At 64.6% G+C, this 24,764-nt stretch carries 26 protein-coding genes; 15 read left to right on the top strand and 11 right to left on the bottom strand.

Features of this window, described 5'->3' with window-relative positions; all coding sequences use genetic code 11:
• Window positions 1-176: 176 nt before the first annotated feature.
• Window positions 177-1,145 carry a hypothetical protein gene (locus B2W55_RS20315; RefSeq protein ID WP_024581203.1) on the top strand — a complete coding sequence of 323 codons (969 nt, stop codon included), beginning with the start codon at window positions 177-179 and terminating at the stop codon, window positions 1,143-1,145.
• Window positions 1,146-1,157: 12 nt separating this feature from the next.
• Here the strand turns inward: B2W55_RS20315 and B2W55_RS20310 are convergent, their stop codons facing one another.
• On the bottom strand, window positions 1,158-2,246 hold the full coding sequence (locus B2W55_RS20310; protein ID WP_024581202.1) for a radical SAM protein: 1,089 nt from the start codon (window positions 2,244-2,246) through the stop codon (window positions 1,158-1,160).
• A gap of 398 nt (window positions 2,247-2,644) precedes the next feature.
• Here B2W55_RS20310 and B2W55_RS20305 point away from each other — a divergent pair, with 398 nt between their 5' ends.
• Together B2W55_RS20305 and B2W55_RS20300 are read left to right on the top strand one after the other, a co-directional pair.
• Window positions 2,645-3,640: a glycosyltransferase family 2 protein gene (locus B2W55_RS20305; protein WP_043855277.1), complete on the top strand. Its 996-nt coding sequence runs from the start codon at window positions 2,645-2,647 to the stop codon at window positions 3,638-3,640.
• A complete protein-coding gene (locus tag B2W55_RS20300) occupies window positions 3,637-4,959 on the top strand; it encodes an O-antigen ligase family protein (RefSeq protein ID WP_024581200.1) in 1,323 nt (440 codons plus the stop codon). Before B2W55_RS20305 ends, B2W55_RS20300 begins: the two co-directional genes overlap by 4 nt.
• Here B2W55_RS20300 and B2W55_RS20295 read toward each other — a convergent pair.
• Window positions 4,956-6,047, bottom strand: a complete 1,092-nt coding sequence (locus B2W55_RS20295) for a glycosyltransferase (RefSeq protein ID WP_043855264.1) — start codon at window positions 6,045-6,047, stop codon at window positions 4,956-4,958. The genes B2W55_RS20300 and B2W55_RS20295 overlap by 4 nt on opposite strands.
• 200 nt (window positions 6,048-6,247) lie before the next feature.
• Here B2W55_RS20295 and B2W55_RS20290 point away from each other — a divergent pair, with 200 nt between their 5' ends.
• The gene (locus B2W55_RS20290) at window positions 6,248-7,195 is read left to right on the top strand and encodes a cupin-like domain-containing protein (protein ID WP_024581198.1); all 948 of its coding nucleotides are present in this window, start codon (window positions 6,248-6,250) and stop codon (window positions 7,193-7,195) included.
• Window positions 7,196-7,222: 27 nt separating this feature from the next.
• Entirely contained in the window at window positions 7,223-8,413 is a 1,191-nt protein-coding gene (locus B2W55_RS20285) for a GNAT family N-acetyltransferase (protein ID WP_024581197.1), read from the top strand.
• A 77-nt stretch (window positions 8,414-8,490) separates the two neighbouring features.
• On the opposite strand, the gene wrbA is transcribed toward B2W55_RS20285, so the two are convergent.
• The 3 genes from wrbA to B2W55_RS20270 form a co-directional block, all read right to left on the bottom strand.
• Window positions 8,491-9,090: an NAD(P)H:quinone oxidoreductase gene (gene wrbA / locus B2W55_RS20280; RefSeq protein WP_024581196.1), complete on the bottom strand. Its 600-nt coding sequence runs from the start codon at window positions 9,088-9,090 to the stop codon at window positions 8,491-8,493.
• 87 nt (window positions 9,091-9,177) lie between these two features.
• On the bottom strand, window positions 9,178-9,876 hold the full coding sequence (locus B2W55_RS20275) for a pirin family protein (protein ID WP_024581195.1): 699 nt from the start codon (window positions 9,874-9,876) through the stop codon (window positions 9,178-9,180).
• 74 nt (window positions 9,877-9,950) lie between these two features.
• A complete protein-coding gene (locus B2W55_RS20270; protein ID WP_024581194.1) occupies window positions 9,951-10,703 on the bottom strand; it encodes an SDR family NAD(P)-dependent oxidoreductase in 753 nt (250 codons plus the stop codon).
• Between the two features lie 123 nt (window positions 10,704-10,826).
• On the opposite strand from B2W55_RS20270, the gene B2W55_RS20265 reads away from it, so the two are divergent.
• Both B2W55_RS20265 and B2W55_RS20260 read left to right on the top strand, forming a co-directional pair.
• Complete coding sequence (locus B2W55_RS20265) at window positions 10,827-11,747, top strand: LysR family transcriptional regulator (RefSeq protein ID WP_024581193.1); 921 nt, start codon at window positions 10,827-10,829, stop codon at window positions 11,745-11,747.
• A 208-nt stretch (window positions 11,748-11,955) separates the two neighbouring features.
• On the top strand, window positions 11,956-12,324 hold the full coding sequence (locus B2W55_RS20260; RefSeq protein ID WP_024581192.1) for a hypothetical protein: 369 nt from the start codon (window positions 11,956-11,958) through the stop codon (window positions 12,322-12,324).
• A gap of 44 nt (window positions 12,325-12,368) precedes the next feature.
• Here B2W55_RS20260 and B2W55_RS20255 read toward each other — a convergent pair whose 3' ends face one another.
• From B2W55_RS20255 to B2W55_RS20245, 3 genes are all read right to left on the bottom strand, one after another.
• The gene (locus B2W55_RS20255) at window positions 12,369-12,836 is read right to left on the bottom strand and encodes a YbaK/EbsC family protein (RefSeq protein WP_024581191.1); all 468 of its coding nucleotides are present in this window, start codon (window positions 12,834-12,836) and stop codon (window positions 12,369-12,371) included.
• 20 nt (window positions 12,837-12,856) lie between these two features.
• Window positions 12,857-13,600, bottom strand: a complete 744-nt coding sequence (locus B2W55_RS20250; protein WP_024581190.1) for a haloacid dehalogenase type II — start codon at window positions 13,598-13,600, stop codon at window positions 12,857-12,859.
• Between the two features lie 66 nt (window positions 13,601-13,666).
• On the bottom strand, window positions 13,667-14,551 hold the full coding sequence (locus B2W55_RS20245) for an amidohydrolase family protein (RefSeq protein ID WP_024581189.1): 885 nt from the start codon (window positions 14,549-14,551) through the stop codon (window positions 13,667-13,669).
• A 458-nt stretch (window positions 14,552-15,009) separates the two neighbouring features.
• On the opposite strand from B2W55_RS20245, the gene ykgO reads away from it, so the two are divergent.
• Together ykgO and B2W55_RS20235 are read left to right on the top strand one after the other, a co-directional pair.
• Window positions 15,010-15,135: a type B 50S ribosomal protein L36 gene (ykgO, locus tag B2W55_RS20240; RefSeq protein WP_002718645.1), complete on the top strand. Its 126-nt coding sequence runs from the start codon at window positions 15,010-15,012 to the stop codon at window positions 15,133-15,135.
• Window positions 15,136-15,240: 105 nt separating this feature from the next.
• A complete protein-coding gene (locus B2W55_RS20235) occupies window positions 15,241-15,912 on the top strand; it encodes a tetratricopeptide repeat protein (RefSeq protein WP_024581188.1) in 672 nt (223 codons plus the stop codon).
• 98 nt (window positions 15,913-16,010) lie between these two features.
• Here B2W55_RS20235 and B2W55_RS20230 read toward each other — a convergent pair whose 3' ends face one another.
• The gene (locus B2W55_RS20230; RefSeq protein ID WP_168200249.1) at window positions 16,011-16,187 is read right to left on the bottom strand and encodes a hypothetical protein; all 177 of its coding nucleotides are present in this window, start codon (window positions 16,185-16,187) and stop codon (window positions 16,011-16,013) included.
• Window positions 16,188-16,552: 365 nt separating this feature from the next.
• On the opposite strand from B2W55_RS20230, the gene B2W55_RS20225 reads away from it, so the two are divergent.
• The 3 genes from B2W55_RS20225 to poxB all read left to right on the top strand — a co-directional run bounded on the left by B2W55_RS20225 (window position 16,553) and on the right by poxB (window position 19,882).
• Window positions 16,553-16,987, top strand: a complete 435-nt coding sequence (locus tag B2W55_RS20225) for a hypothetical protein (RefSeq protein ID WP_024581187.1) — start codon at window positions 16,553-16,555, stop codon at window positions 16,985-16,987.
• A gap of 95 nt (window positions 16,988-17,082) precedes the next feature.
• Window positions 17,083-18,039 (top strand): alpha/beta fold hydrolase, encoded by a 957-nt coding sequence (locus B2W55_RS20220; protein ID WP_024581186.1) that lies wholly within the window; start codon window positions 17,083-17,085, stop codon window positions 18,037-18,039.
• 106 nt (window positions 18,040-18,145) lie between these two features.
• On the top strand, window positions 18,146-19,882 hold the full coding sequence (gene poxB / locus B2W55_RS20215; protein WP_024581185.1) for a ubiquinone-dependent pyruvate dehydrogenase: 1,737 nt from the start codon (window positions 18,146-18,148) through the stop codon (window positions 19,880-19,882).
• A 61-nt stretch (window positions 19,883-19,943) separates the two neighbouring features.
• Here poxB and cycA read toward each other — a convergent pair whose 3' ends face one another.
• The gene (cycA, locus tag B2W55_RS20210) at window positions 19,944-20,339 is read right to left on the bottom strand and encodes a cytochrome c-550 CycA (protein ID WP_024581184.1); all 396 of its coding nucleotides are present in this window, start codon (window positions 20,337-20,339) and stop codon (window positions 19,944-19,946) included.
• A gap of 232 nt (window positions 20,340-20,571) precedes the next feature.
• Between cycA and B2W55_RS20205 the strand changes: the two genes are divergently transcribed.
• The 3 genes from B2W55_RS20205 to B2W55_RS20195 all read left to right on the top strand — a co-directional run bounded on the left by B2W55_RS20205 (window position 20,572) and on the right by B2W55_RS20195 (window position 24,078).
• A complete protein-coding gene (locus tag B2W55_RS20205; protein WP_024581183.1) occupies window positions 20,572-22,065 on the top strand; it encodes an FAD-linked oxidase C-terminal domain-containing protein in 1,494 nt (497 codons plus the stop codon).
• An 87-nt stretch (window positions 22,066-22,152) separates the two neighbouring features.
• Window positions 22,153-22,758 (top strand): hypothetical protein, encoded by a 606-nt coding sequence (locus B2W55_RS20200; RefSeq protein ID WP_024581182.1) that lies wholly within the window; start codon window positions 22,153-22,155, stop codon window positions 22,756-22,758.
• A gap of 177 nt (window positions 22,759-22,935) precedes the next feature.
• The gene (locus B2W55_RS20195) at window positions 22,936-24,078 is read left to right on the top strand and encodes an acyltransferase family protein (protein WP_024581181.1); all 1,143 of its coding nucleotides are present in this window, start codon (window positions 22,936-22,938) and stop codon (window positions 24,076-24,078) included.
• Window positions 24,079-24,117: 39 nt separating this feature from the next.
• Here the strand turns inward: B2W55_RS20195 and B2W55_RS20190 are convergent, their stop codons facing one another.
• A complete protein-coding gene (locus tag B2W55_RS20190) occupies window positions 24,118-24,603 on the bottom strand; it encodes a putative quinol monooxygenase (RefSeq protein ID WP_244442204.1) in 486 nt (161 codons plus the stop codon).
• Between the last annotated feature and the right edge of the window lie 161 nt (window positions 24,604-24,764).

The following is a 24,764-nucleotide window of genomic DNA, read 5'->3' as shown; positions in this document are numbered from 1 at the left end:
TGATGGCCGACACGGTTGGTGCAGGTGAGCATAGATGAGGATTTGGCGGGATTCCCGTCGGGTAGACAATGCGGCCGGACCTCGGATCGGACCATCAGTCCATTTCGAGACAGCCAGGCTGTCTGCGCTGTGCGCTTTTGGTACGCGCGCTCCGAACGTCTCGGCAGAAGTGCGTCATGGCAACTGACCGCCAAATCACGCGGCGTGGCGCCCTCGCGTTCGCCGTGGTCGCGCTGAGCGGGCCGTCGATCGCGCGAGCCGTGCCGTCGGCGCGGTCGCCGCTCGGTGCGAATTCGGCACGGTTCGCTGGCGCCTTCGTCAATTGGGGCGAGACCGGTCGCGAGCATGTGTTGCAGGGCTGGGAGAAGTGGCTCGACCGGCCGCGTTCGTCGGTGCTCGGCGTCGACTTCTACGGCCAGACCGGCTGGGAGGATTTTCACCGGCTGGATTGGGTGCCGGGGCTTTGGAAGAAGCTCAACCCGGCGCGCAATGTGGTCTGGTCGGTGCCGCTCACCATCACCGGCACGCCGCTTGCCGACGTCGCAAGCGGTGCGCACGACGCCGAGTTCGGGGCCGCCGCGCGCGCGATCGCGGCAGCACACCCCAAGGCGGTCATCCGCCTTGGCTGGGAGATGAACATCTCCAACATGGGCTGGTTCGCCAGGGGCCACGAGGACGACTACATCAAGGCGTTCCGCCGTGTGGTCGGAATCTTCCGGCGTCATTCGGCGGGCTTCAAGTTCGACTGGTGCCCCGGCTGGGGCCCGCAGGATATGCCGGCGGACGCCGCCTATCCCGGCGATGACGTGGTCGATTACATCGGTCTCGACGTCTATGATTTCAAATCGGACGACAGCGCCGCGGAACGCTGGACCAAGTCCTGTCTCAAGGCGCCGTTCGGACTGGAATGGCAGCGCGCCTTCGCACGAAGCCATCGCAAGCTGATGAGCTATCCCGAATGGGGCGTCGGCCAGTCCGGCGACAATGTCGTTTTCGTGCAGCGGATGCACGATTGGTTCGCCGCCAATCAGGCCGCGATCGCCTATGCGGCCTATTTCGATGTCGATGGCCTGTGGCCGACGCAGATCGACAATGGGCAGTTTCCGGAATCCGGGCGTCTGTTCCGGAAGCTGTTTGCCGGCTGACCGGCTGTTGAATCAGGCGGCCTTGGTGTTGGTCAGCAGCGTCAGCCCCATCTTCAGCTTGTCCTGAAGCGTGCGCTGGGCGAGGCAGGTGAACAGGCACAGCTTGTCGCAGGCGACGGTCTCCTTGCGGCGGGCCTGGGCCTCTTCGCTGTACCAGATCTCGCGGGCGGTCTGGGTACGGACGTTGCCGATCGGCTTGAAGAACCAGCACACTTCGAGCCGGCCGTCGGAGCGGATGAAGTAGTTTCGCATGCCGACGCGGCAGGGCATCACTTCCTTCGGCGCCTTCTCGCGGCGGAAATGGTTGGGCCAGGCCCGCAGCACGGCTTCGCCATTGAGGATCGGCGCACCCTCGCGCTTCAGGCGCAGCAGCTCGTCGCGGACCTTGACGAGGTCGTCGATCTCGCTCTCGCCGATCCACAGCTCGTCCTCGACTTCCTGCGTGCCTTGCTCGACCGGCTGGAAGCTCAGCGCGGTGGCGCCGATCTGCTGGATCCAGTCGACCATCTCCGGCAGCCGGCGGAAATTGAGCTTGTGCACGACAGGTTTGATGATGATCGGAAAGTCCAGGCCGGCGGCGCGGCGCTGCTCGGCGACGTTGCGGATGCCCTGCACGATCTCGCTCAGGGAATTCTCGACGCCGCGCGAGTAATTGTGGATGGTCGGATCGGTGGAGTCGATCGAGATGTTGATGTTGAACGGACGCGCCTCGACGGTCTGCGCCACGATCTTCTTGTTGAGATAGGCGCCGCCATTGGTCGTGACGCCCCAGTGAATGTCATTGTCGCGGCAGAACCGCAGCAGGTCGAGAAAGCCCTTCTTGATGTAGGGCTCGCCGCCGGCGAACTCGACGTGATAGGCGCCGATGAATTCCTTCAGGCTGGCGAGCGCACGCTGCCACTCGTCGATCGTCATCTCGTCGCGATAGTTCGGGCGGCGCCAATAGTCGCAATAGCGGCATTTGTAATTGCAGCGCTCGACCACCTCGGCGAAGATCGCGGCTGGTCGCGTGACGTCGCGTCCGGTGCGCAGATACAGTTCTTCCGAGAGAGCGTTGCGGACGTGCTTGGTGCCGAGCGAGACGAGGTCGAGCGCTTTCAAGGTGAACCCCAGCTGTTGTGCTTTTGGGAAGAACTTGTTGATCCGCCAGCAACTCAGCAATTCGGATGCCAGCCGCGCCCTGGCTGCGCGTATCGCCGCTTCCGGCGAGCTTCTTAACCCTAAGGAGCCGTTAAGGGGCATGATGCTGATCGGGCTCTATGGCGCTGATAGGCCTATCCAGGACGATAAACCGCGTCGTTAGACTTCTAATTAACCTTGCGACGAAGTTGCGCCGATGCATGCGGCTGCTGGAGCGGATTTTGCCATGAGGTCGCCGTAACGTTCGATCCGCGTCCGTATTGCCGTGGTGCTCGGCCAGTCCGGGACGATCTTGTCCCATTCTGACCTGTGCCGGGATGATGCGGTTTGCGGGTCGCGATTGCCAGGAGGGCATCGAGATGTCGACCGAGCTTGCAGTGAGCGACCGCGCCTGGGTGACGACCTCACCCGCGCTCGACTGCTCCGTCGAGACCGTGATCTGCATTCCGAGCTTTCGCCGCCCGCGGCACCTGCGATTGACCCTGGAATCCGTGGCGGCGCAGCGCACCGGGCGCAGCTTCGCGATCGTCGTGGTCGAGAACGACGCCGCGCGATGCGAGAGCGCGCCGGTCGCGGCCGAATTTCTCAATGCCGGCCGTCTCAACGGCATCTGCATCGTCGAGCCCCGGCAGGGCAATTGCCAGGCTATCAATGCGGCATTCGAGACTGCGCTCGGGACATTCCCGAACGCCCGGAATTTCCTGATGATCGACGACGACGAAGTCGCCTCGCCGGATTGGCTGGAGCGGATGCTGCACGCCGCCGAGACCTCGGGCGCCGATATCGTCGGCGGGCCGGTGTGGCCGAACTTCGATGACAAGCAGAAGGGCGATCTCGAGCGTCACCCGGCGTTCGCGCCGGCCTATCTGGCCAGCGGCCCGGTCCCGGTGATCTATGGTTGCGGCAACTGCCTGATCCGGCGCGCCGTGTTCGAGCGGCTCGGACAGCCCGCCTTCGACCTGCGTTTCAACTTCCTCGGCGGCGGCGACCATGATTTCTTCGCGCGGGCGCGCCGCGCCGGCTTCCGTTTCTTCTGGGCCAAGGAGGCCGATATCAGCGAGACCGTTCCCTCGACCCGGACCAGCCTGGGCTGGATCGTGCGGCGCGGCTTGCGGATCGGGGCGATCAACTATCACATCGAGCGCAAGGCGGCGCAGACGGTCTGGTCGCGGGCGATCGTGAAGGCCAAGATGTTCGGTCTGGTGCCGTTCTCGCTGTATCGGTTTACGCGCATCGTGCTGCGCGAGCATCAGGCGGTGATCGCGATGCATCCGATGGTGGTCGCGGTGGGCAGCGCGCTTGCCGTGCTCGGCATCGAGCCGCAGCCTTACGCAGCCTCCAAGATCGCGTCGTGAACACGTCGTCCATCACCGCGGAGAGCCGGGCGCTGATCGCCGACATCTCGCGCCGGCCGGTGATGGACATCGTCCGCGGCACGCTCTTCATCGGCATCCTGCTGCTGGTCTGGATATCGCTGCGTCCGTTCGCGGATTTGAGCGGTTTCTATGTCGCCGACGTGGTCACCGGTCAGGATGCATTCCTGTACGGACTGTTCGGCGTGCTGATGGTCGCGATGCTGGCGCTGACCTTGCGCGACCACATGCCAGCGCTGAAGTCGCTGCTGACGCCGGCCTTTGTGGTGTTCGCCGGCTGGATCTGCGTCACCGTTGTGCTGTCGACCGATCCGGCCACCTCGCTGCGTCGCCTGGCACTGACGGTGTTCGTGGTCGTGGTGACCGCGACGCTGCTGCTGTTGCCGAAGTCGCAGGATGAATTGATGCGCTGGTTCGGCATTGCCGCGCTGGTCCTGCTGGTGACCTGCTATCTCGGCGTCTTCCTGGCACCGCAGCTGTCGATCCACCAGGCGACCGATGCGCAGGAGCCGGCGCTTGCCGGCACCTGGCGCGGCGTGTTCGGCCACAAGAACGTCGCGGCCGCCGTCATGACGATGCTGATCTTTCTCGGCATCTATCTGGTTCGCGCCGGCGGCTGGCTGTCGGGCATCGCCGTGACGGTGCTGGCGGCGGTGTTCCTGTTGTTCACCGCCGGCAAGAGCGCGATCGTGCTGTGCGTCGCCGTGCTGCTGCTGACCTCCCTGCTGCCGGTGATCCGCTCGTTCTGGGGACGCGCGCTGCTGTTGCTGACGCCGCTGGTGCTGCTCAATCTATTCAGCGTCGGCACGGTCATGAGTGACACGCTCGCTGCGATCGCCGACAAGATGCCGCTCGACACCTCCTTCACTGGCCGCGCCGACATCTGGTCCTTCGCGGTCGAATCGCTGCGTCAGCGATTGTGGACCGGCTATGGCTTCGAGGCGTTCTGGGGAACCAGCGCGATCCAGAACTTGCAGGAAGGCAAGGAGTGGGCGGGCTATGCCTCGCACAGCCACAATGGCTATCTCGACACCGCGCTGGGCACCGGGCTGCCCGGCCTCGTGCTGCTGATCGCGGCTGTCGTCATCAAGCCGCTGCGTGATTTCCAGGCCGCGGATCTCGGCGGCAATGACGCGCCGTTGACGATGCTGTTCCTGCGCATCTGGCTGTTCGGGCTCTACCTGTCGTCGATGGAGAGCTTCTTCCTGGATCGCGCGGATACGATCTGGGTCACGTTTCTGATCGCGGTGTTCGGGCTGCACTATCTCGCCCGGTTCCGGATGCGGGCTCAAACGCCCTAAAGCTGCGCGCGCACCGCGTTGGCGACGTCGATCCACCAACCGTCGAAATCAAACGGCAGGTGCACGGTCGTTCGCTTCAGCGCGGCGACGATCCGGTCGGCATAGACGGCACTGTCGGCGTCGCGTGGCACCAGCAGGATGGCGCCGCGGTCGATCAATTCCCTGAAACGCGGATGGTGGTCGAATTCGTCCGGCAGGGCCGGCCCGGTGACGATCAGCGGCCGGCCCGACTGCACGCAGGCGAGGATGCTCGAGCGCCGCGCCGTCAGGCCCTCCGCCAGCGAGTAGCAGAACACGTCGACCTCGCCGAGCAGGCCGAACACCGCATGATCGGAGGCGATGTAGCCGGAGACGATCACGTCGCCCTTCAACCCCAATTCGGCCACGCGGGCATAGAACTTCTGCTCGATATTGTCGGTGCCGCGGATGAAGGAGCCCACATAGACGATCAGGGGCCGCAAGCCCCGCTGTTTCAGGATCGCGCCGATCTCGAGCAGCCCGTTGGGCTGCTTGCCCGGATAGATCGAGCCGAAATGACCGATGATGAGCTGGCCATCGCCGCGGGCGCCGACGAGCCGCCGCAGCAGCATCGAGTCCTCGATGCCGGCGGGCGCGGCGATGTTCGGGGGCAGTGGCGCCAGCACGCATTTCCGCACCATGCGCCGCATGATCGGGTCACGGTCGAGCTCGCGGCGGACCAGCGGCGAGAACATCACGATGGTGTTGGCGAGCCACAATGCGGGGACATAGGTCAGCCGGCGGATACCGTTGAGGCCGGCCCATTCGTGCTGGATCAGGACGACCTTGCGGCGGCGCAGCCGGGCGAACAGCAGTGCGAGCAGCGGCCGGATGATGACGCGCTTCCAGGCCACGATCGGGAAGTTGCAAACCACGCTGCGGGCACTGCCGACCGCGCGCCAGATCTCGCCGATCGTGCCGTCGGTCTGCGTCAGGGTTAACGCCGTGGTCGCGCCGGGCTCGATCTTCTCGATGGTTTCCTGCAGCAGGCGCGTGAACTGCCCGACGCCGCAATGCATCTGCGACCCGGCGCCAAGAAACAGCGCACGATATCGGGGGTTTTCACTCATCTTGCCTTGTTGATCCCGGCGATTGTCCTGGCGCCCGTTCCGGCAATGTCGCGGTTAGCCATATCGGCGAGACATTAGCTTTGGGTAACTCCGCGCGCATACGCGACGGCACCGTTCTTGCCAATCCCTGCTCGAGCGCTGCGCCTTCGTCCCGGAACGGGACATCAAATGAAACAAAACGGTGCAGCAGGAGCGCGACCATGACGACGGGCAAGATCTTCGCGAACTGGGATGACAACCATTCCAGGCTCTGGAGCCATCAGCCGATCCGGCTCGAGCATACCATGCACAAGCAGCCGGCGTTCTCGATGGACGATCTCGCCAGGCTGATCGAGCATTATCCGCGCGAGCATTACAGCCTGGTCAAGACCGGCGCCAAGGGTTCGAGCCGGGTCTGGCGCGAGGGCGAGATCGGCAGGCTGCGCGGGCATCAGGTGATCGAGGCGATTTCGCGCGGTGGCCTGTGGCTGAACCTGCGCAACGTCACCGCGATCGATCGCCGCTACCGCGACATGATCGAGCAGATGTTCGGCGAGATCGCCGCCAAGGTTCCGGGCTTCGACGCGCCGACCCATCAAGCCGGCATTCTGATTTCGTCGCCGGACGCGCAGGTCTATTACCACGCCGATCTGCCGGGGCAGGGCCTGGTGCAGATCTCGGGCCGCAAGCGTGTCTACATCTATCCCAACACGCAGCCGTTCATCCGGCCCGAGCATCTCGAGAACATCGCGCTGTTCGACGTCGAGGTCGATATCCCCTACGAGCCCTGGTACGACTGGCATGCGCGGGTGATCGATCTCGAACCCGGCCAGATGCTGAACTGGCCGCTGAATGCGCCGCATCGGGTCGAGAACCTCGACACCGTCAACATCTCGATGACGATCTCCTATGTCAACGACGACATCCGCCGCGCGCAGATCCTGCATCTTGCCAACGGCATGCTGCGCCACCGCTTCGGCTACACGCCGCGCAGCCGCCGCATTCGCGGCCCGGTATTCTTCGCCAAGCAGGTGATGCAGAAGCTGCTGCGTGACGGACAGTGGGTGAAGCGCGAACGTGCCGTGCGGCGTCCGATCGACTTCCGTCTCGACGAGAGCGATCTCGGCAAGATCGTCGATCTGCCCAAGGCGGCGCTGGAGGCGGCGTAAGCGGGCTTGCCGGTAGCAGGTGCTGACATGACAGTCTTGACGACAGCAGTTGGAAAATTCGGGGCGCGGGCGTCCTCTTATGCGGTTGGCTTCGACGTCGAATTGATGTCGGATTGGGGGCAGGCGATGGCCCGCTGGGGCGCGTTCGATCCGCCGACCGTATTCCAGCATCCGCAGTGGTACGCTTCATGGTATCGGGCCTTTGCGGCGACCGATGGCATCGAGCCGCTGATCGCCCTCGTGTGCGATTCGTCGACCGGCGAACGCGCCGCGCTGCTGCCGCTGATCCGCCGGCGGGAGGCTGGCCTCCGCGTCATCGAGTTCGCCGATCTCAACCTCACCGATTTCAATGCGCCGGTGCTCGGCCCCGCGGCGCCACGCGACGAGACGGCAGCATGGCTGTTCTGGCAGGATTTGCAGGCGGCGCTGCGTGGGATGGATGGCGGTGCCGATCTGATCCGCCTGCGCAAGATGCCGCTCAAGCTGGCGGCGCGGGCCAACCCGCTGGCGCAACTGGACGGGATCGGGCCGTCGGTGGTCAACGGCAATCTGCTCGCGATCGGTGACGACTACGATGCCTGGCGCAGTGAGCTGGACAGGAAGGTTCGCAAGGAGCTCGGACGAAGCTGGCGCGTGTTCACGCGGGATTCGTCCGCGGCCTTCGCAATCGCCGCCAGCACCGATGAAGCGATGAACCTGCTCTCGGTCACCGAGGTGCAGCAGGGCGACCGGCTGCTCGGTCTCGGGCTCAATTACGTGCTCGACAAGCAGGATTGCACCGCGTTCTATCGCGACCTCGTGCAGCGAGGCACCAGCAGCGGCTATGCGGTGATGACAGCGCTGACGACACGCGGCGAGGTGGTGGCGACCCTGCTCGGGATCCGCACCGGTTCGCGCTACGTCATGATCCGCATCAGCAATGCCGGCGAAAAATGGTCGATGTGCTCGCCGGGCCGGCTGATCATCGACCGCACGATCGAGGCGCTGCACAGGGATGGCGTGCGGGAGTTCGATTTCTCGATCGGCAATTACAGCTACAAGCGCCGGTTCGGACCGCAGCGCACGCCGCTGGTCGATCTCGGCGCCGCCTTGAGCTGGCGCGGACAGCCTACCGCGCTACGCGACCGGGCCGTGCTGGCGCTGCGGCACTATCCGAAACTCACCGCGCGGCTGAAGCAGGCGCTCGGCAAGGCCACGCCGTCGCGCGAGGAAGACTGAACGAAGGGCGGCACCCCGAACGAGAGCCGCCCTTGTCGCTCAGCCCTGCGGCGGGTTGCCCGGCTCAGCCGTGCAGCTTAGCCATGAAGTTTCCTGGCGGCCTCCGCGATCATGCGGCCCTGGTAGCGGGCGCCGGCCAGCTCGTTCTCGCTGGGCTGTCGGCTGCCGTCGCCGCCGGTGATCGTGGTGGCGCCATAGGGCGCGCCACCGGTGACCTCGTCGAGTTTCATCTGGCCGGCAAAGCCGTAATTCAGACCGACCACCGTCATGCCGAAATGCAGCAGGTTGGTGATGATCGAGAACAGTGTGGTCTCCTGGCCGCCATGCTGGGTCGCGCTCGAAGTGAAGGCGCCGCCGACCTTGCCGTTCAGCGCACCCTTGGCCCACAGCCCGCCGGCCTGGTCGAGGAAGTTGGCCATCTGGGAGGCCATGCGGCCGAACCGGGTGCCGGTGCCGACGATAACAGCATCGTAATTGGCGAGGTCGTTGATCTCAGCGATCGGCGCCGCCTGGTCGAGCTTGTAGTACGAGGCCTTGGCGACGTCGGCCGGCACCAGCTCGGGCACGCGCTTGATGTCGACGGTCGCGCCAGCTTCGCGCGCGCCTTCCGCGACGGCCTTCGCCATCGCCTCGATGTGACCGTAGGCGGAATAATAGAGAACCAGAACCTTGGCCATGATGGCCTCCTTTTTGATGGGTTGAGGGAGATGTTTCGTGGGGAAGCATGCGCGGATGTCGATCCGCGCATGCAAAGTGAGAGGTGATCAGGCGGCGTCGACCAGCACGAGCTCGGCGTCCTCAAGCGCGGTGATCTTCAGCGTGGCTTCGTCGCGGATCGCGGCGCCGTCGCGGGCATTGACGCGCACGCCGTTGACTTCGATGCTGCCGGCCGCCGGCACCAGATAGAGGTGACGGGCCTTGTCGGCGGCATATTCCGCGCTCTCGCCAGCCTTCAGTGTGGTGGCGAGCACCCGCGCATTGGCCCGGATCGGCAGCGCGTCGCTGTCGCCTTCGATACCCGAGGCGATGGTGACGAGCTTGCCGGAGCGGTCGGCCTTCGGGAACGGCTTCGAACCCCAGGTCGGGTGGCCGCCCTTCGTGGTCGGCTCGATCCAGATCTGGAAGATCTTGGTTTTCGCCGGCTCCAGATTGTACTCGGAGTGGCGGATGCCGCTGCCGGCGCTCATCACCTGCACGTCGCCCGCTTCGGTGCGTCCCTTGTTGCCGAGCGAGTCCTGGTGTGTGATCGCACCTTCGCGAACATAGGTGATGATCTCCATGTTGGCGTGCGGATGCGCCGGGAAGCCGGAATTGGGCGCGATCTCATCATCGTTCCAGACCCGCAGCGCGCCGTGGCTGACATTGTCGGGATCGTAATAGTTCGCGAACGAGAAGTGGTGCTTGGCTTTCAGCCAACCGTGGTCGGCACCGCCGAGCTTTGCGAATGGTTTCAGTTCGATCATGGTCATTCCCCTTGATGTCGAATGTTTGGGAGGGGCCGGGCGCTGAGGCCCGGCGTCTCCGGAAAATTGTGCGATCAGGCGCCGAAGCCGCCGTCGACGTTGAGCACCGTGCCGGTCACGAACGAGGCTTCCGGGCTGGCCAGGAACAGGACGCCGGCGGCGACTTCCTCCGGCCGGCCGAAGCGTTGTAGCGCGTGCTGCAAGCGTTGCGTCTCGGCAAACTCGCCACCGTCCTTCGGGTTCATGTCGGTGTCGATCGAGCCGGGCTGCACCACATTCACCGTGATGCCGCGCGGTCCGAGGTCGCGCGCCGCGCCCTTGGTGTAACCGACGACGGCCGCCTTGGTGGCGACGTAGTCGGCAAGGCCCGGGAAGGAGGCGCGATCGGCCAGCATGGAGCCCACGGTGACGATGCGGCCACCTTCACCCATCAGCTTCGAGGCGGCACGGATCGCGGTGATCACGCCGTCGATGTTGATCGCTTCCTGACGGGCGAGCGTCGTCGTATCGGCCTTGGGATCGTCGACCGCGCCGCCGGATGCGACACCGGCATTGTTGACCAGGATGTCGAGCCGGCCAAAATCCTTGGCGACCGACTTCACCAGCTGATCAACATCGGCTGACGAGGCCTGGTCGGCCTTGTAGGCGCGGGCGTTGACGCCCTTGGCCTTCAATTCGGCGACGACCGCTTCCGCCTTCTCGGGAGAGGCGACATAACTAATCGCGACATTGGCGCCTTCGGTGGCGAGTGCGCGGGCGCTGGCGGCACCAATGCCGCGCGAACCACCGGTGACGAGGGCAACCTTGCCTGAGAGCTTGTTGGTCATTGGATTTCTCCATCGATTGAGTGGTTGAATTTGATGGCTCTTGGATATGCCTCCGGCTTTGGTATAGAAATAGAAACTATTGAAACTCATTGTTTCCATATTGAGTGGTCAGGATAGCACCCCATGTCGAAACTGCCGGACTTCGAGGCCCTCGCGATTTTCGCGAAAGTCGTGGAATTACGCTCGTTTGCGGCGGCCGCGACCGAGCTGTCGCTGTCCAAGGCGACGGTGTCGAAGGCGGTCTCCAGGCTTGAGGAGCGGCTTGGCGCGCGGCTGTTCAACCGCACCTCGCGGCGGCTGGCGCTGACCGATGCCGGCCAGAAATTGTCGGAGCGCGCCGCGCGGCTATTGGCCGACGGCGAGGCGGCGGAGAACGAGGCGCTGGCGCAATCGACCACGCCGCGCGGCCTGGTGCGGCTCGCGGTGCCGATGAGCTTCGGCATCAAGACGGTGGCACCGCTGCTGCCCGAATTCATGGAGGCCTATCCTGAGGTCTCGATCGATCTGCATCTGAGCGACGCCACGGTCGACCTGATCGGCGAGGGCTTTGATGCCGGCCTGCGCATCGCGCGGCTGCCTGACTCCTCGCTGATCGCGCGGCGGCTGTGCGGCATGCCGCGCTACACCGTGGCCGCGCCGTCCTACCTCAAGCGTTACGGCCGGCCGACACACCCGATGCATCTCGCCGAGCACAAATGCTTCGGCTACGCCTATCTCTCGACCCAGGGCGTCTGGCACTACACCAATGCGTCGGGCGAGCAGGCCAGCGTGCGCCCCGCCGGCCAGCTGCGGGTCAACAATGGTGAAGCGGTGATGCCGGCGCTGATCGCCGGGCTCGGCATCGCCGATCTGCCCGACTTCATCGTCGGCGACGCGATCGCAAGCGGCGAGGTCGAGGTGATCCTGAAAGGTTGGAAGCAGCCCGAGGGCGCCGTGCATCTCGTCACGCCGCCCGGCGGCCCGCGCCCGGCCCGTGTCGAGGTGCTGGCCGAATTTCTCGCCCGGCAATTTGCCAGGGGAAGAAGCGCGGGTCGTAAATCGTAGGGTGGGCAAAGCGAAGCGTGCCACCCTACGCGTCCATCGCACTTTCGGATCGGGTGCCGGGAACTTGGTTCCGGCGCGATCGGTCTTCACATTTAGTTGTCTGCACGAACGATCCTTGGCCCCATTCATTTGCCAGATTTGGAACGCGCCGCCGCGCGAAGCGCGTGTGCGCCACCAAGACAAAAACTGGAAATCACAGGAGCCGGACATGCGATCGCAGCGGATCGTCCTGAGCCTTGCCATAGCGATCGGCGGAGCCGCCGCTAGCAACGCCGCATTCGCCGAGGACTATCGGGGAACCTGGGCACAGCAGATGGCGTGCACGCCGGATGTGTGGCGGCTTTGCAGCGACCAGGTGCCCGACGTGCAGCGCATCGTGGCCTGTCTGCGCCAGAACACGCCGCAACTCTCCCATGGCTGCCGCGCCGTGTTCGAGTCGAACGCAAGCGTGCAGGAACCGCAGACGCAAGGGCGCGCGCCGCAGCCCCAGATGCAGCAGCGGCCGCAGGCGCCGCAGCAGTTGCAGCCGGCGCCGCTTGCGCCGCCGCGGCCGTCGCCGGATGACGACGATAATTGATCCAGGGAACTGATGCAGTCAGCTCGAATGTTGGAGGCCGCGCGTTACGGCCGGACTTCGCAAACATCGACCCATTCGGCCGCGGTCAGTTCTGCCATCCTGTCCGGCGTGATACGGACCGCGCTGTGGGTCGAGCCCGCGGCCGGCACCACGACGTCGAATGCCTTCAGCGACACGTCGCAATAGATCGGCAGCGGCGTCTTCAGCCCGAACGGGCAGACGCCGCCGACCTCGTGGCCGGTGATGTCTGCGACCTCGTCGAGGCCGAGCATCTTCGGCTTGCCGCCGAACACCGCCTTGACCTTCTTGTTGTCCATCCGCGACGTCCCGGCGGCGACGATCAGCACCACGCGGTCGCCGACCCGCAGGCTCAGCGTCTTGGCGATCCGCGCCGGCTCGACGCCGTAGGCTTCCGCCGCCAGCACGACGGTCGCTGAGCTCGTGGTGGATTCGATCACGGAGATATCGGGCGCCTTCTCGGCGAAGAAGGCGCGGACGGACTCAAGACTCATAACGCTCAGGACCTTGCTCGTCAGGATTTGGCAGACACCAGGGCGGGAAGCTCGGCGAGACCGTGGATCCGGTGATCGGGTACGACGCCGAGCTCGTCCATCTGGGTACGCAGCGCCTTGAACATCGTCAATGGGGCGACCGTCTCGCTGTCGACGCAGGCCAGCGCCATCGCCTCCGGTGTCACCCGCTCGATCCAGGCGACGGTGAGGCCGAACGCCTTGGCGCCGCAGGCGTCCCATGGGTTGGAGGAGATGAACAGCACCTCCGCCGGCGGGATCTTCAGCACGTCCTCGATCAGCGTGTAGGCTTCGGGCGCCGGCTTGAACACCTTGTGGGCATCGACGCTGATGGTCGCATCGAGCAGGCGGTCGAGCCCCGAATTGCGCACCAGCGCATTCAGCATGTCGGGGCTGCCGTTGGAGAGGATCGCGAGCTTCCTGTCCTTCATCGCCTCGAGCGCGGCGACCGCATCAGGATACAGCGCGAGATGCCGATATTTGTCGATAATGCGGGCGAACGTCGCCTCGTCATATTGCAGGCCGAGGCTGCGCAGCGTGTAGGCGAGCGAGTCGCGGGTGACGGTCGCGAAATCCTGGTAGCGCCGCATCAACGAGCGCAGCCAGGAATATTCGAGCTGCTTGAGGCGCCAGATTTGCGTGATGATGTCGCCATAGCCGGGGAACGCGTCCTCGGTGACATCGGCGACCGACTGCACGTCGTAGAGCGTGCCATAGGCGTCGAAGACGATTGCCTTGATGCTCATTGTCTTTACCCCTTCGTCCCGACCGCCGCGCGATCGGGACGCCGAGGGCGCGGTGCAGGGGCCGCCTTATATACCCAAAATCTTGCGCGCGTTGGCCTTCAGGACCTTCGGCCGGATCTCCTCGCGGATGTCGAGCTTGGCAAAATCGGCGAGCCAGCGGTCCGGCGTGATCACCGGCCAGTCGGAGCCGAACAGCATCTTGTCCTGCAGGATCGAGTTGATGTAGCGCACCAGGATCGGCGGGAAGTATTTCGGCGACCAGCCGGAGAGGTCGATATAGACGTTCGGCTTGTGGGTCGCGACCGACAGCGCCTCTTCCTGCCAGGGGAAGGAAGGGTGCGCCAGGATGATCTTGAGGTCGGGGAAGTCCGCCGCGACGTCGTCCATGTACATCGGGTTGGAATATTTCAGCCGCATTCCCATACCGCCGGGCATGCCGGAGCCGACGCCGGTCTGGCCGGTGTGGAACAGCGCGATCGCGCCGCCATCATTGATCGCCTCATAGAGCGGATAGGCCAAGCGGTCGTTGGCGTAGAAGCCCTGCATGGTCGGATGGAATTTGAAGCCGCGGACGCCGTAGTCCTCGATCAGCTTGCGCGCCTCGCGGACGCCGAGCTTGCCCTTGTGCGGGTCGATCGAGACGAACGGGATCAAAACGTCGAGATGATCGGAGGCGACCTCCAGCATCTCCATGTTGTTGTAGCGGCGGAAGCCGGTCTCGCGTTCGGCATCGACCGGGAAGATCACCGCGGCGATGTTCTTGGCGCGGTAATAGGCCGCGGTCTCCGGCACCGTCGGCGGATGCTTGTGCGGCGACTTGAAGTAGTCGGCCATCTGCGCCTGGAAGTCGTCATAGCCGTCGTCGCCATGCATGCCGCAGGGCTCCTCGGCATGGGTGTGGATGTCGATCGCGACGACTTTCTCGATGTCGGGCAGTTTGAGCTTGGGCATTCGGCTTCCCCGGCGGCGTGTTTGTTGGTGGTGGAAAATAATTATACTATATAACGATCTTCGCAAGCGCTCTGGAGCGACGCCGATGCGGTCCGCGCTGGGGTTGTTGGCGAAGTCGTCCGGTGTGACGGGCTCAAGCCGGACAGGCAGCCACGATTCGCTGGCCAGGGCGCGATCGCCGGGGTGCGGCGTTCAGATGGGCTCTTGACGGAAGCTATGGCGGAGCCGCCGTTTCCGAAGCAATCTCAACGGCGTGGTGGGCTGACCTGCGCGGGTTCCACGACAGGGTATGGCCGAAAAGCAGCCCGTCTCGGTTGACATTTAACGGTCCGATGGCTTAGAAACCGGCCCGTCCCGGGCGGCAGGCCGCTTGTCGGGATAAATCCCATTTTGCCACCTTTCGGCATTGATCAGGTACGGCCTCCAACACGGGCCTTTCGAAGTAACAGGATTGTCCCATGAAGGTCCGTAACTCGCTGAAGTCGCTGCGCGGCCGCCATCGCAACAACCGTCTGGTCCGTCGCAAGGGCCGCGTCTACGTGATCAACAAGGTCCAGCGCCGCTTCAAGGCGCGCCAGGGTTGATCGGAGAGGCTGATCCCGCTGGGATCACCTGCTGCTTGCAATCCTTCACAGGTCTTTGAGGCCGCGCTGCTTTGCAGTGCGGCTTTGTGCGTCTACACTCCCGCGATGGGATTGAACTTCCTCGCGCCTTCCAACCGCCTGTTGGCGATCCTGATCGCCACGTTGCTGGCCGGACCTGCTTTGAATTTGTCGGTCGCCGCCGCCGCGCAGGACGATCCGCGGGTGGTCCCGCCCCCCAAGGCCCAGAAGAAACTGCCTGAAGCCCCGACCAAGCTGCCGACCGTTCCGGCCGACCGCACCCGCGGGCTGGATTTCCTGTTCGGCGCGCTGAAGGCGGCGCCCGACGAGGACAGTGCCCGCCACGTCGAGGCGCGGATCTGGGCGCTGTGGCTGCAAACCCCGAGCGATACCGCGGCGCTCTTGATGGCGCGTGCCAAGGCCGCGATCGACGCCCAGAACGTTGATGTCGCGCTGAAGCTGCTGGACGCCGTGATCAAGCTCCGGCCGGACTATGTCGAGGCCTGGAACCGGCGTGCGACGATCTATTATCTGAAGAACGACTATGTCCGTTCGCTGGGCGATTTGCAGCAGGTGCTGGCCCGCGAACCCCGCCATTTCGGCGCGCTGGCAGGCGTCGGCATGATCATGCAGGACATGGGCGACGACAAACGCGCGCTCGACGCTTTCCGCAAGGCGCTGGCCGTCGATCCCTACCTCGAAAAGGTGCCGCAGATCGTCAAGCAGCTGACCGAAAAGGTCGAAGGCCGCGACATCTGATGATTTCGTGCGATTGATTGCGCTCGCGGTCGGTGGCCGCGAAATGGGCACGTTGCTCGCGAGCCGAAGCCCGCCCGCGATACGGTCCGCGCAGGAGGCTAGTGCAGGAACTTGCCGCGGGCCGCGCTGTCCTGGGCAACGGCAGCATAGAATTGCTGAAGCTCCGCTTCCAGGTGCTCGTTGACGAGCAACAGCGCCTTCAGGGCGCCGCGCAGGTCGCCATTGCAGCTTGCCACGATCTGGTCGATGGCCGCATCGCTTGGGTCGGAAATCATGGTACTCCTCCGATTACTTCCCGTTGAACTCGTCGTGCGGACGCGGGTTCCTGTGAATCTTGCGCACAAGCCCGGCAGTACCCCGGTGGTGGCGTCCCGGTCGCGATGAAGCCTCGCGTCTGATGGCGAAATTGCCACCGACAATCTATGAAATTACTAATGACGCAGGTATGAACCCGCTATCCACAGGCTGGGCGCATTGTGGACAACTCGGCGCAGGGGGCGCGCGCCGACCCGCCCAATCGGGCCTGGCCTCGCCAGCCGGACCGTCAAGCCCGGGCCGAACCTTATCATTAGGCTAAAGGTTGATTGCTCTCGCCCACTGGTTGCGACACAAGGCAACTGGCTGGGGAGAAGACAATTTAATGAAATCGATTGTTGCTGCGGCGCTTTGCGTCGCATTGGGCGGCTGCGCGTCGGTGACGCGCGGCACCACTGAAACCATTTCCATTGCATCGACGCCGTCGGGCGCAACTGCCGATATCGCGGGATTGGAGATTCCGACCGCCTGCGTCACGCCGTGCGCAATCCAGGCCAAGCGCAACGCCGACATCGTCGTGACGATCAGCAAGGACGGCTATCAATCGCAGATCATTCCGCTGACCAAGGACATCAGCGGGTCCGGCGGGGCGGGCTTTGCCGGAAATCTGTTGCTTGGCGGCGTGGTCGGCATGGGCGTCGATGCCGCAACCGGTGCGGCGCTCGATCACAAGCCGAATCCGGTGATCGTGACGTTGCAACCCGCGGCACCGCCGTCGCCGCCACGTCCGCCCCGGCGCCGGGGGAAGCCGGTCTCGTAGCGATTGGACGAGCGCAGCCAAAGCGGGATAGCATCGAAACCGGCTCTTACCTTCGCCGTAGCTTTGCGGTGCGCAGGATCATCCGGATCGTCTTGATGCTCGCTTTGATCGTCATGCTGGCGGTGGCCGGGCTGGCGCTGGCGACACAGTTCGGCGTCCAGCTGATCCAGCGCGCCTTTCCGCCGCAAGGGCGCATGGTGGATGTGTCGGGCGCGCGGCTGCATGTCGTCGAGCTCGGCCCGCGCGATGCCGCGGGGCCGCCGATCGTGATGCTGCATGGCGCAAGCTCCAATCTGCGCGCGATGCAGCCGCTCGGCGAGCGCATCGCCAAGACGCGTCGGGTGATCCTGATCGACCGGCCCGGCCATGGCTGGAGCACGCGCGAGCACGCTGCGGATTCGACGCCCGCGATCCAGGGCCGGATGATCATGGAGGCGCTGGGCAAGATCGGGGTCGACCGCGCGATCGTGGTGGCGCATTCCTGGGCCGGCGCGCTCGGCCTGCGCATGGCGCTGGATTATCCGGATCGCGTCGCCGGCCTCGTGCTGCTCGCACCGGTCGCCTATCCCTGGCGCGGTGGTGCCGGCCGCTACAATGATGTGATCTCGACGCCGCTGATCGGCCCGTTGCTCGCGCACACGATCACGCTGCCGCTGGGTCTCCTCGTCGCCAATTCGGGCGCGCAGGGCGTGTTCGCACCGCAGCCGATGCCGGCCGATTTCATCCGCGACAGCGCCACATTGCTGTTGCTGCGCCCGCGCGAATTCATTGCCAATGCGCGTGACCTCGTCACGCTGAAAGCCGCCGTGATCGAGCAGGCTCCGCGTTACGCGGAGATCAAGGCCCCGATCACCATCATCTCGGGCGACGTCGACAAGACGGTCTCGACCGGCATCCATTCGCGGCCGCTGGCCGCGACGGTACCTGACGCCAAGCTCGTCGTGCTGCCTGACGTCGGCCACATGGTGCAGTACGCCGCGCCCGATCGCGTGGCCTCCGAGATCGAGGCGATGGCCGGCCAGATGACGCGGCGCGTTGAGACGGCACAATAGCTGCCGGTCGTCTGCCGCGCGAATGTGATCCGGCCAGGCTTGCGCCGCCGCGTGGCGGCGAACATCATGCGGGCCGCGTGGCCTCGGACATCAAAGGACGCCTCTCATGCGGATCGACAACATCGCCGACCTCATCGCTGAAACCCTTGCCCAGGCCGGCGTGAAGCGCATCTATGGCGTCGTCGGCGACAGCCTCAACGGCCTCACCGAGGCGTTGCGCAAGCGCGGCACCATCGACTGGCTGCATGTGCGCCACGAGGAGGTGGCGGCGTTCGCCGCCGCCGCCGAATCCCAGATTACCGGCGATCTCGCGGTGTGCGCGGGCTCCTGTGGGCCGGGCAATCTCCACCTCATCAACGGCCTGTTCGACGCGCACCGCAGCCGCACGCCGGTGCTGGCGCTGGCGGCGCAGATCCCCTCCGCCGAGATCGGCGGCGGCTATTTCCAGGAGACCCATCCGCAGGACCTGTTCCGGGAATGCAGCCATTATTGCGAACTGGTGTCCGATCCGGCGCAACTGCCCTACATGCTGGATAACGCGATCCGCGCCGCGGTCGGCAAGCGCGGCGTCGCGGTGCTGGTGCTGCCCGGCGATGTCGCGATGAAGCCGGCGCCGAAGCGCGACATCGCGCCCAACGCCGGTCTGCTGCCGCCGGTCCCGGTGGTGCGTCCGGCCGATGCCCAATTGAATGCGCTGGCCGCGCTGCTCAATGGCGCCAAGCGTGTCACGCTGTTCTGTGGCCGCGGCTGCGCCGGCGCGCATGACGGCCTGCTCAAGCTCGCCGAGACGCTGAAGAGCCCGATCGTGCACGCGCTCGGCGGCAAGGAATATGTCGAATACGACAATCCCTACGATGTCGGCATGACCGGCTTCATCGGGTTTTCCTCCGGCTACGCCGCGATGCACGGCTGCGACGTGCTGCTGATGCTCGGCACCGACTTCCCCTACAAGCAGTTCTTCCCGACCGGCATCAGCATCGCGCAGGTCGATCTCCGCCCGGAAAATCTCGGCCGCCGCTGCAAGCTCGATCTCGGCCTCGTCGGCGACGTCGGCGAGACCATCGCGGCCCTGCTGCCGAAGCTGAACCCGAAGACCGACCGCAAGTTTCTCGACGCCAGCCTTGCGCATTACAAGGACGCCCGTGCCGGCCTCGACGATCTCGCCCGCGGCAAGCCGGGGCAAAAGCCGATCCACCCGCAATATCTGGCGCGCCTGCTCAGCGAGCAGGCCAGTGAGGACGCGGTGTTCACCGCCGACGTCGGCACGCCGACGATCTGGGCCGCGCGCTACCTGAAGATGAACGGCCGCCGCCGGCTGGTCGGCTCCTGGGTGCACGGCTCGATGGCCAACGCGATGGCGCATGCGATCGGCGCCCAGGCGGTGCAGCCCGGCCGACAGGTGGTGTCGATGTCCGGCGACGGCGGCTTCGCCATGCTGATGGGCGACCTGATCACGCTGACCCAGGCGAAACTGCCGGTGAAGGTCGTGATCTTCAACAACAGCGTGCTCGGCTTCGTCGCGCTGGAGATGAAGGCGGCCGGCTTCATCGAGACCGGGGTCGATCTGAAGAATCCGGATTTCGCTGCGATGGCCCGCGCCATGGGCATTCACGGCGTCAGGGTCGAGGATCCCGGCGAACTCGAGGGCGCGATCCGCGACGTCTTCGCGCATGACGGCCCGGCGGTGCTCGACGTCGTCACCGCGACGCAGGAACTGTCGATGCCGCCGACCATCACGCTGGAGCAGGTCAAGGGCTTCAGCCTGTGGGTGCTGCGCGCCGTGATGAGCGGCCGTGGCGACGAGGTGGTCGATCTCGCCAAGACCAATCTGTTGCCGCGCTGATCGCGCAATGACATCCGCCCCGGGAGCTGCGCCGGGGCGGATGCGTGACCGATCCGGTCGGTTACTGCTTCTGCTTGCCGTCCTTGTCGAACGACGACACATAGGCCCACAGATTGTTGGCCTCGGTCTCGTTCTTGATGCCGGCGAACGCCATCTTGGTGCCGGGGATCTTGGCCTTCGGATCCTTGATGTATTCGAGGAACTGGTCCTTGTTCCAGGTGATGCCGGAATTCTTGTTGGCATCGGAATAATTGTAGTCCGGCGCGGAACCGGAGTGGCGGCCGTCGAGGCCGTTGAGCTCGGGGCCGACCTTGTTCTTGGCGCCTTCGCCGATCGCGTGGCAGGCGAGGCATTTGTTGAACGAGGTCTTGCCGGCGGCGGCATCCTGCGCCAGCGCGGAGGATGCGGTGGCCAGCGATGTGACGACCGCCAGCGCGCTCAAGGTCTTTAGGTTCATGGGGTTCTCTTCGTTTCGTCCCGGGGGGTAGTGATCTTTTGTGGCATGTCCGGCTTGGACAGGACAAGCCACGAAACTTTGACAGGTTTCACGGCCGCCTGCTTGTCTCAGAGAGAACTCGCCATTGCGGCGCGGGACAATCCGACCTTCGGCCGGCTCACCGAAACAGGTGCAGAGCTGATTGATTTGGCGTAACAAATCGGCCAAGGCGGAGACCTTCGAGGGAATAGCGATGTCCATCATGATGCCGGCGGCCGACGAGGCCGTGCTTGCGCGCCGCGCCGAGATCGTGGCCGCTCTGCGCGCCATCGTTCCGGGCGAGGGCGTGATCGACAGCGCCGCCGAGATGCTGGCCTATGAATCCGACGGCCTGACCGCCTATCGGCAGCCGCCGATGGTCGTGGTGCTGCCCGACACCAGCGAGCAGGTCTCAAAGGTCCTCAAATATTGCCAGCAGCAGGGCATCAAGGTGGTGCCGAGGGGCTCCGGCACCTCGCTGTCCGGCGGCGCGCTGCCGCTCGCCGATGGCGTGCTGCTCGGCCTCGGCAAGTTCAAGCGGATTCGCGAGATCGATTTCGACAACCGCGTCGTTGTCACCGAGCCCGGCGTCACCAACCTGGCGATCAGCCAGGCGGTCGCCCATGCCGGCTTCTATTACGCCCCGGATCCGTCGTCGCAGATCGCCTGTTCGATCGGCGGCAATGTCGCGGAGAACTCCGGCGGCGTGCACTGCCTGAAATACGGCATGACCACCAACAACGTGCTGGGTTGCGAGATCGTGCTGATGTCGGGCGAGATCCTGCGGATCGGCGGCAAGTCGGCCGAGAATGCCGGCTACGATTTGATGGGCATCATCACCGGTTCCGAGGGCCTGCTCGGCGTCATCACCGAGATCACGGTGCGCATCCTGCAAAAGCCGGAGACGGCGCGGGCGCTGATGGTCGGCTTCGCCGAGGTCGAGGCGGCCGGCGAATGCGTGGCTGCGATCATCGGTGCCGGCATCATCCCGGGCGGCATGGAGATGATGGACAAGCCCGCGATCCACGCCGCGGAGGCCTTCGTCCATGCCGGCTATCCGCTCGACGTCGAGGCGCTGCTGATCATCGAGCTCGACGGTCCGCAGGTCGAGGTCGATGAATTGATCAAGCGGGTCGAGGCGATCGCGCAGGGTTGCGGCTCGACTTCATGCCTGATCTCGACCTCGGAGGCCGAGCGCAATCTGTTCTGGGCCGGCCGCAAGGCCGCATTCCCCGCGGTCGGGCGCATCTCGCCGGACTATCTCTGCATGGACGGCACCATCCCGCGCGGCGCGTTGCCGAAGGCGCTGGCGCGGATTCGTGAGCTGTCGGAGAAATACGGCCTCGGTGTCGCCAACGTGTTCCACGCCGGCGACGGCAATCTGCACCCCCTGATCCTCTATGATGCCAACAAGCCCGGCGAGATCGAGAAGGCCGAGGCGTTCGGCGCCGATATCCTGCGCTGCTGCGTCGAGCTCGGCGGCGTGCTGACAGGCGAACATGGCGTCGGCATCGAGAAGCGCGATCTGATGCTGGAGATGTTCAGCGAGATCGATCTCAACCAGCAGCAGCGCCTGAAATGCGCCTTCGACGCCCAGGGCCTGCTCAACCCTGGCAAGGTGTTTCCGACCTTGCACCGCTGCGCCGAACTCGGCCGCGTCCACGTCCACGCCGGCAAGCTGGCGTTTCCGGATATCCCGCGGTTTTAGGGCGTGTGCGTCTCGCTTTCTATCCGCGTGCTTTGGGTTGCAATCAGACATGGTAGTTTCCGATCGGCGCATCCCGTGGACTGATCGATGGTCTTTCTCCTTGCGGTTGTTGGTCTGATCGTCATCGGCGTGAAGTGCGTCCACGAATGGCGTGCCTCGAAGGGCGATCTACCAAGGAAAGTTGTGGTCTGTATTGGCGGAGTTTGCGCGCTCTGCTTTCTGGCACAGTTCTCAATCGGTGCCCTCCCATCCGAATTTCTTGAGCATATTGAATTCCCGAATGCACCGGGCGGAGACCGCCTCACGGCGCCGGATGGCCGGGTCTTTATCGTGAGTGTGCCGCTCGCCCGTGTGCAGCGGTATGGCCCCGATGGCTTCGAGAAAGGCTTTATGTATCACCAGAAGGCCGACGGCTTTGCGGTGTCGCCATCGGGAAACATCTTGATTTGCACGCTGGGCAAGGTGTTGTTCACCTACGATCCGGATGGTTCCGAGATCCTGCCTCGGGGATCGTGCGAACAAGGATTTGGAGCTTCGCCGTCAACCTATTCGAGCCACGCCAGGGTCCCAGTCATTGCATTTAATTGGTTCTCGGCAGTCGCTGTGCCGCTTTGGCATCCAGTTGCGGCATGGTTGATCGCCGTCCTGACAGCCCTCCTTTACTGGCTCTTGGTGAAATCGCGACCTGCTTAGGTCGATCGGTAAAGTCTTCTGGATCATCCTTCCGATCCGATAACCTTAACCGATGCCTGCCACGGCAGGTGATCCGGCTGCCGCGGTGTGTCACTGCAATTGTCGCTTGCACCGTTTACACCGCCTTCAACTGTTGCTCGGTATTTTGCCGGGATGAACGCCTTTACCGACACATCGATGCCCAGCCTGGCCGATCAGCTGGCGCTTGCGCGCAATCGGCCGGCGGGTTTCGATTACATGCGGATCGTGCTGGCGGCGACGATCATCGGGCTGCACAGCCTGAACGTGACGCTCGGACTCGGCCAGGCGCTGCAAGTCCAGAGCACGCTTCGCATCGGCGTCGCGATGATCCTCGCGCTGTTCTTTGCCCTCAGCGGCTTCCTGGTGACGGCGAGCCTGCTCCGGTGCAAGAGCCTGATTTCCTTCCTCGGCCTGCGCCTGCTTCGGATCGGGCCGGCGCTTGCGGTCGAGACCACGTTGTCGGCGATCATCATCGGTTCGCTGTTCACCGAACTGCCGCTGGCGCAATATTTCGCCGACCCGAAATTCCACGCCTATTTCCTCAATATCATAGGCGACATCCAGTACGAATTGCCCGGCGTGTTCCTCAACAATCCGCTGCCGAAGCTGGTGAATTGCCAGCTCTGGACCGTGCCATATGAGCTGTGGTGCTACGTCATCCTGGCGCTGCTCGCGGTGACCGCGATTGCCTTCAACAGGGTGGCGTATCTCGCGTTCATGGTGATCGCCCAGATCGGACTGATCGGCTACGACATCTATCGCTGGGACGTGGTGCCGATCCAGCTTCGCCCCCATCTGCTGGTGTTTGCATTCCTTGCCGGCGTCGGTTTCTACCTCTGGCGCGACAAGGTGCCGTACAATCGGACCGTCTGCCTGTTCGCGCTGGTGCTGTGCGCCGCCGGCATGGCCACCGGACGCGGCGATGCGCTGGCTCCGGTGCCGGCCGCCTATGTCGCGTGCTATTTCGGCCTGATGAACCCACGGCGGAGCTGGATCGTGTCGTCGGGAGATTACTCCTACGGGCTCTATCTCTATGGCTTCGTCATCCAGCAATGCGCAGCCGCCTTCGGTCCGTTGCAGCACTGGTATCTGAACCTGCTGGTCAGCCTGCCGCTCTCTTTTGGCGTCGCGATGGCGTCCTGGCATCTGGTCGAGAAACATGCGTTGCGGCTTCGGGGCCGGGTCGAGGCGCTCGAGGCTGCGGCGCTGTCGCGGCTTTCGATCATGGGCTTCTGGCGAGGTTCGCCCGAGCGCAGTGAGCTGCGGGCTAACCTCGGTAACAGCAGCGCTTCGATCTGACCGAGCGCGCGGGAAGGCAATCCTCCCGCGCGCCATGGGTCAGAGCAGCGTGTACTGCGTCCGTTCGCGCTTGGCCAGCAGCGGCAGCGCCTGCTCCGCGATGTAGGTCTTGAAGTAGGCGCTCTCCGCATGCGCCTTGAACGCCGCTTCGTCCTGGAACAATTCGTAGAACAGGAATTGCGCCGGATTGTCCTTGCCGCGGCCGATCAGGAACAGCTTGGTGCCGGGGTCCTTCTGCGCCTCGGGCAGGAAGCCGTCGAGGATCTGCGCGACCTTGTCGGCCTGTCCTTCCTTGGCTTCCCATTGCGCCACGACCAGAAGGCCTGCTGTGTTGATCGCGTCGCTGATGGTTCTCGTGCTCATCGCATAGTGCTTCATGTGTCGTCCTCCGTTGCTTTGCTCCGATCGAGCTTGCGATCCGGCCCAGGGCGAAGCGCCGGCGATCGTCATGATCGCCGCGAGCGAGCCGATGGCCGATCGTCGGGTGAGCATCATCGTCGTGGTCGTGACTTCCGAACCTTTCATGATCGCCTCCAGATGCTTCCCGCCGAGCGACGTGCCGGCCGAACCGCGAGGCGAGAGATAGTGGATCGTCCGCCGCGCTCGGTTAGGCGGCGATCGAAGTGTCGATGTCGTGAACATTTCGACCATGATCGAAGCGTCACGGCAGCGCGGCGTGCGACAAG

Source organism: Bradyrhizobium sp. UBA2491 (genome assembly GCF_002341725.1).
Lineage (GTDB): Bacteria > Pseudomonadota > Alphaproteobacteria > Rhizobiales > Xanthobacteraceae > Bradyrhizobium.
This window is presented reverse-complemented; position numbering and strand designations above follow the sequence as displayed.

What these genes read in the sequence shown, in the direction of transcription:
- B2W55_RS20315 (WP_024581203.1), top strand. Translation starts at nt 177, where the DNA reads ATGGCAACTGACCGCCAAATCACGCGGCGTGGCGCCCTCGCGTTCGCC.
- B2W55_RS20305 (WP_043855277.1), top strand. Translation starts at nt 2,645, where the DNA reads ATGTCGACCGAGCTTGCAGTGAGCGACCGCGCCTGGGTGACGACCTCA.
- B2W55_RS20295 (WP_043855264.1), bottom strand. Translation starts at nt 6,047, where the DNA reads ATGAGTGAAAACCCCCGATATCGTGCGCTGTTTCTTGGCGCCGGGTCG.
- B2W55_RS20290 (WP_024581198.1), top strand. Translation starts at nt 6,248, where the DNA reads ATGACGACGGGCAAGATCTTCGCGAACTGGGATGACAACCATTCCAGG.
- B2W55_RS20285 (WP_024581197.1), top strand. Translation starts at nt 7,223, where the DNA reads ATGACAGTCTTGACGACAGCAGTTGGAAAATTCGGGGCGCGGGCGTCC.
- wrbA (WP_024581196.1), bottom strand. Translation starts at nt 9,090, where the DNA reads ATGGCCAAGGTTCTGGTTCTCTATTATTCCGCCTACGGTCACATCGAG.
- B2W55_RS20275 (WP_024581195.1), bottom strand. Translation starts at nt 9,876, where the DNA reads ATGATCGAACTGAAACCATTCGCAAAGCTCGGCGGTGCCGACCACGGT.
- B2W55_RS20270 (WP_024581194.1), bottom strand. Translation starts at nt 10,703, where the DNA reads ATGACCAACAAGCTCTCAGGCAAGGTTGCCCTCGTCACCGGTGGTTCG.
- B2W55_RS20265 (WP_024581193.1), top strand. Translation starts at nt 10,827, where the DNA reads ATGTCGAAACTGCCGGACTTCGAGGCCCTCGCGATTTTCGCGAAAGTC.
- B2W55_RS20260 (WP_024581192.1), top strand. Translation starts at nt 11,956, where the DNA reads ATGCGATCGCAGCGGATCGTCCTGAGCCTTGCCATAGCGATCGGCGGA.
- B2W55_RS20255 (WP_024581191.1), bottom strand. Translation starts at nt 12,836, where the DNA reads ATGAGTCTTGAGTCCGTCCGCGCCTTCTTCGCCGAGAAGGCGCCCGAT.
- B2W55_RS20250 (WP_024581190.1), bottom strand. Translation starts at nt 13,600, where the DNA reads ATGAGCATCAAGGCAATCGTCTTCGACGCCTATGGCACGCTCTACGAC.
- B2W55_RS20245 (WP_024581189.1), bottom strand. Translation starts at nt 14,551, where the DNA reads ATGCCCAAGCTCAAACTGCCCGACATCGAGAAAGTCGTCGCGATCGAC.
- ykgO (WP_002718645.1), top strand. Translation starts at nt 15,010, where the DNA reads ATGAAGGTCCGTAACTCGCTGAAGTCGCTGCGCGGCCGCCATCGCAAC.
- B2W55_RS20235 (WP_024581188.1), top strand. Translation starts at nt 15,241, where the DNA reads ATGGGATTGAACTTCCTCGCGCCTTCCAACCGCCTGTTGGCGATCCTG.
- B2W55_RS20230 (WP_168200249.1), bottom strand. Translation starts at nt 16,187, where the DNA reads ATGATTTCCGACCCAAGCGATGCGGCCATCGACCAGATCGTGGCAAGC.
- B2W55_RS20225 (WP_024581187.1), top strand. Translation starts at nt 16,553, where the DNA reads ATGAAATCGATTGTTGCTGCGGCGCTTTGCGTCGCATTGGGCGGCTGC.
- B2W55_RS20220 (WP_024581186.1), top strand. Translation starts at nt 17,083, where the DNA reads ATGCTCGCTTTGATCGTCATGCTGGCGGTGGCCGGGCTGGCGCTGGCG.
- poxB (WP_024581185.1), top strand. Translation starts at nt 18,146, where the DNA reads ATGCGGATCGACAACATCGCCGACCTCATCGCTGAAACCCTTGCCCAG.
- cycA (WP_024581184.1), bottom strand. Translation starts at nt 20,339, where the DNA reads ATGAACCTAAAGACCTTGAGCGCGCTGGCGGTCGTCACATCGCTGGCC.
- B2W55_RS20205 (WP_024581183.1), top strand. Translation starts at nt 20,572, where the DNA reads ATGTCCATCATGATGCCGGCGGCCGACGAGGCCGTGCTTGCGCGCCGC.
- B2W55_RS20200 (WP_024581182.1), top strand. Translation starts at nt 22,153, where the DNA reads ATGGTCTTTCTCCTTGCGGTTGTTGGTCTGATCGTCATCGGCGTGAAG.
- B2W55_RS20195 (WP_024581181.1), top strand. Translation starts at nt 22,936, where the DNA reads ATGCCCAGCCTGGCCGATCAGCTGGCGCTTGCGCGCAATCGGCCGGCG.
- B2W55_RS20190 (WP_244442204.1), bottom strand. Translation starts at nt 24,603, where the DNA reads ATGAAAGGTTCGGAAGTCACGACCACGACGATGATGCTCACCCGACGA.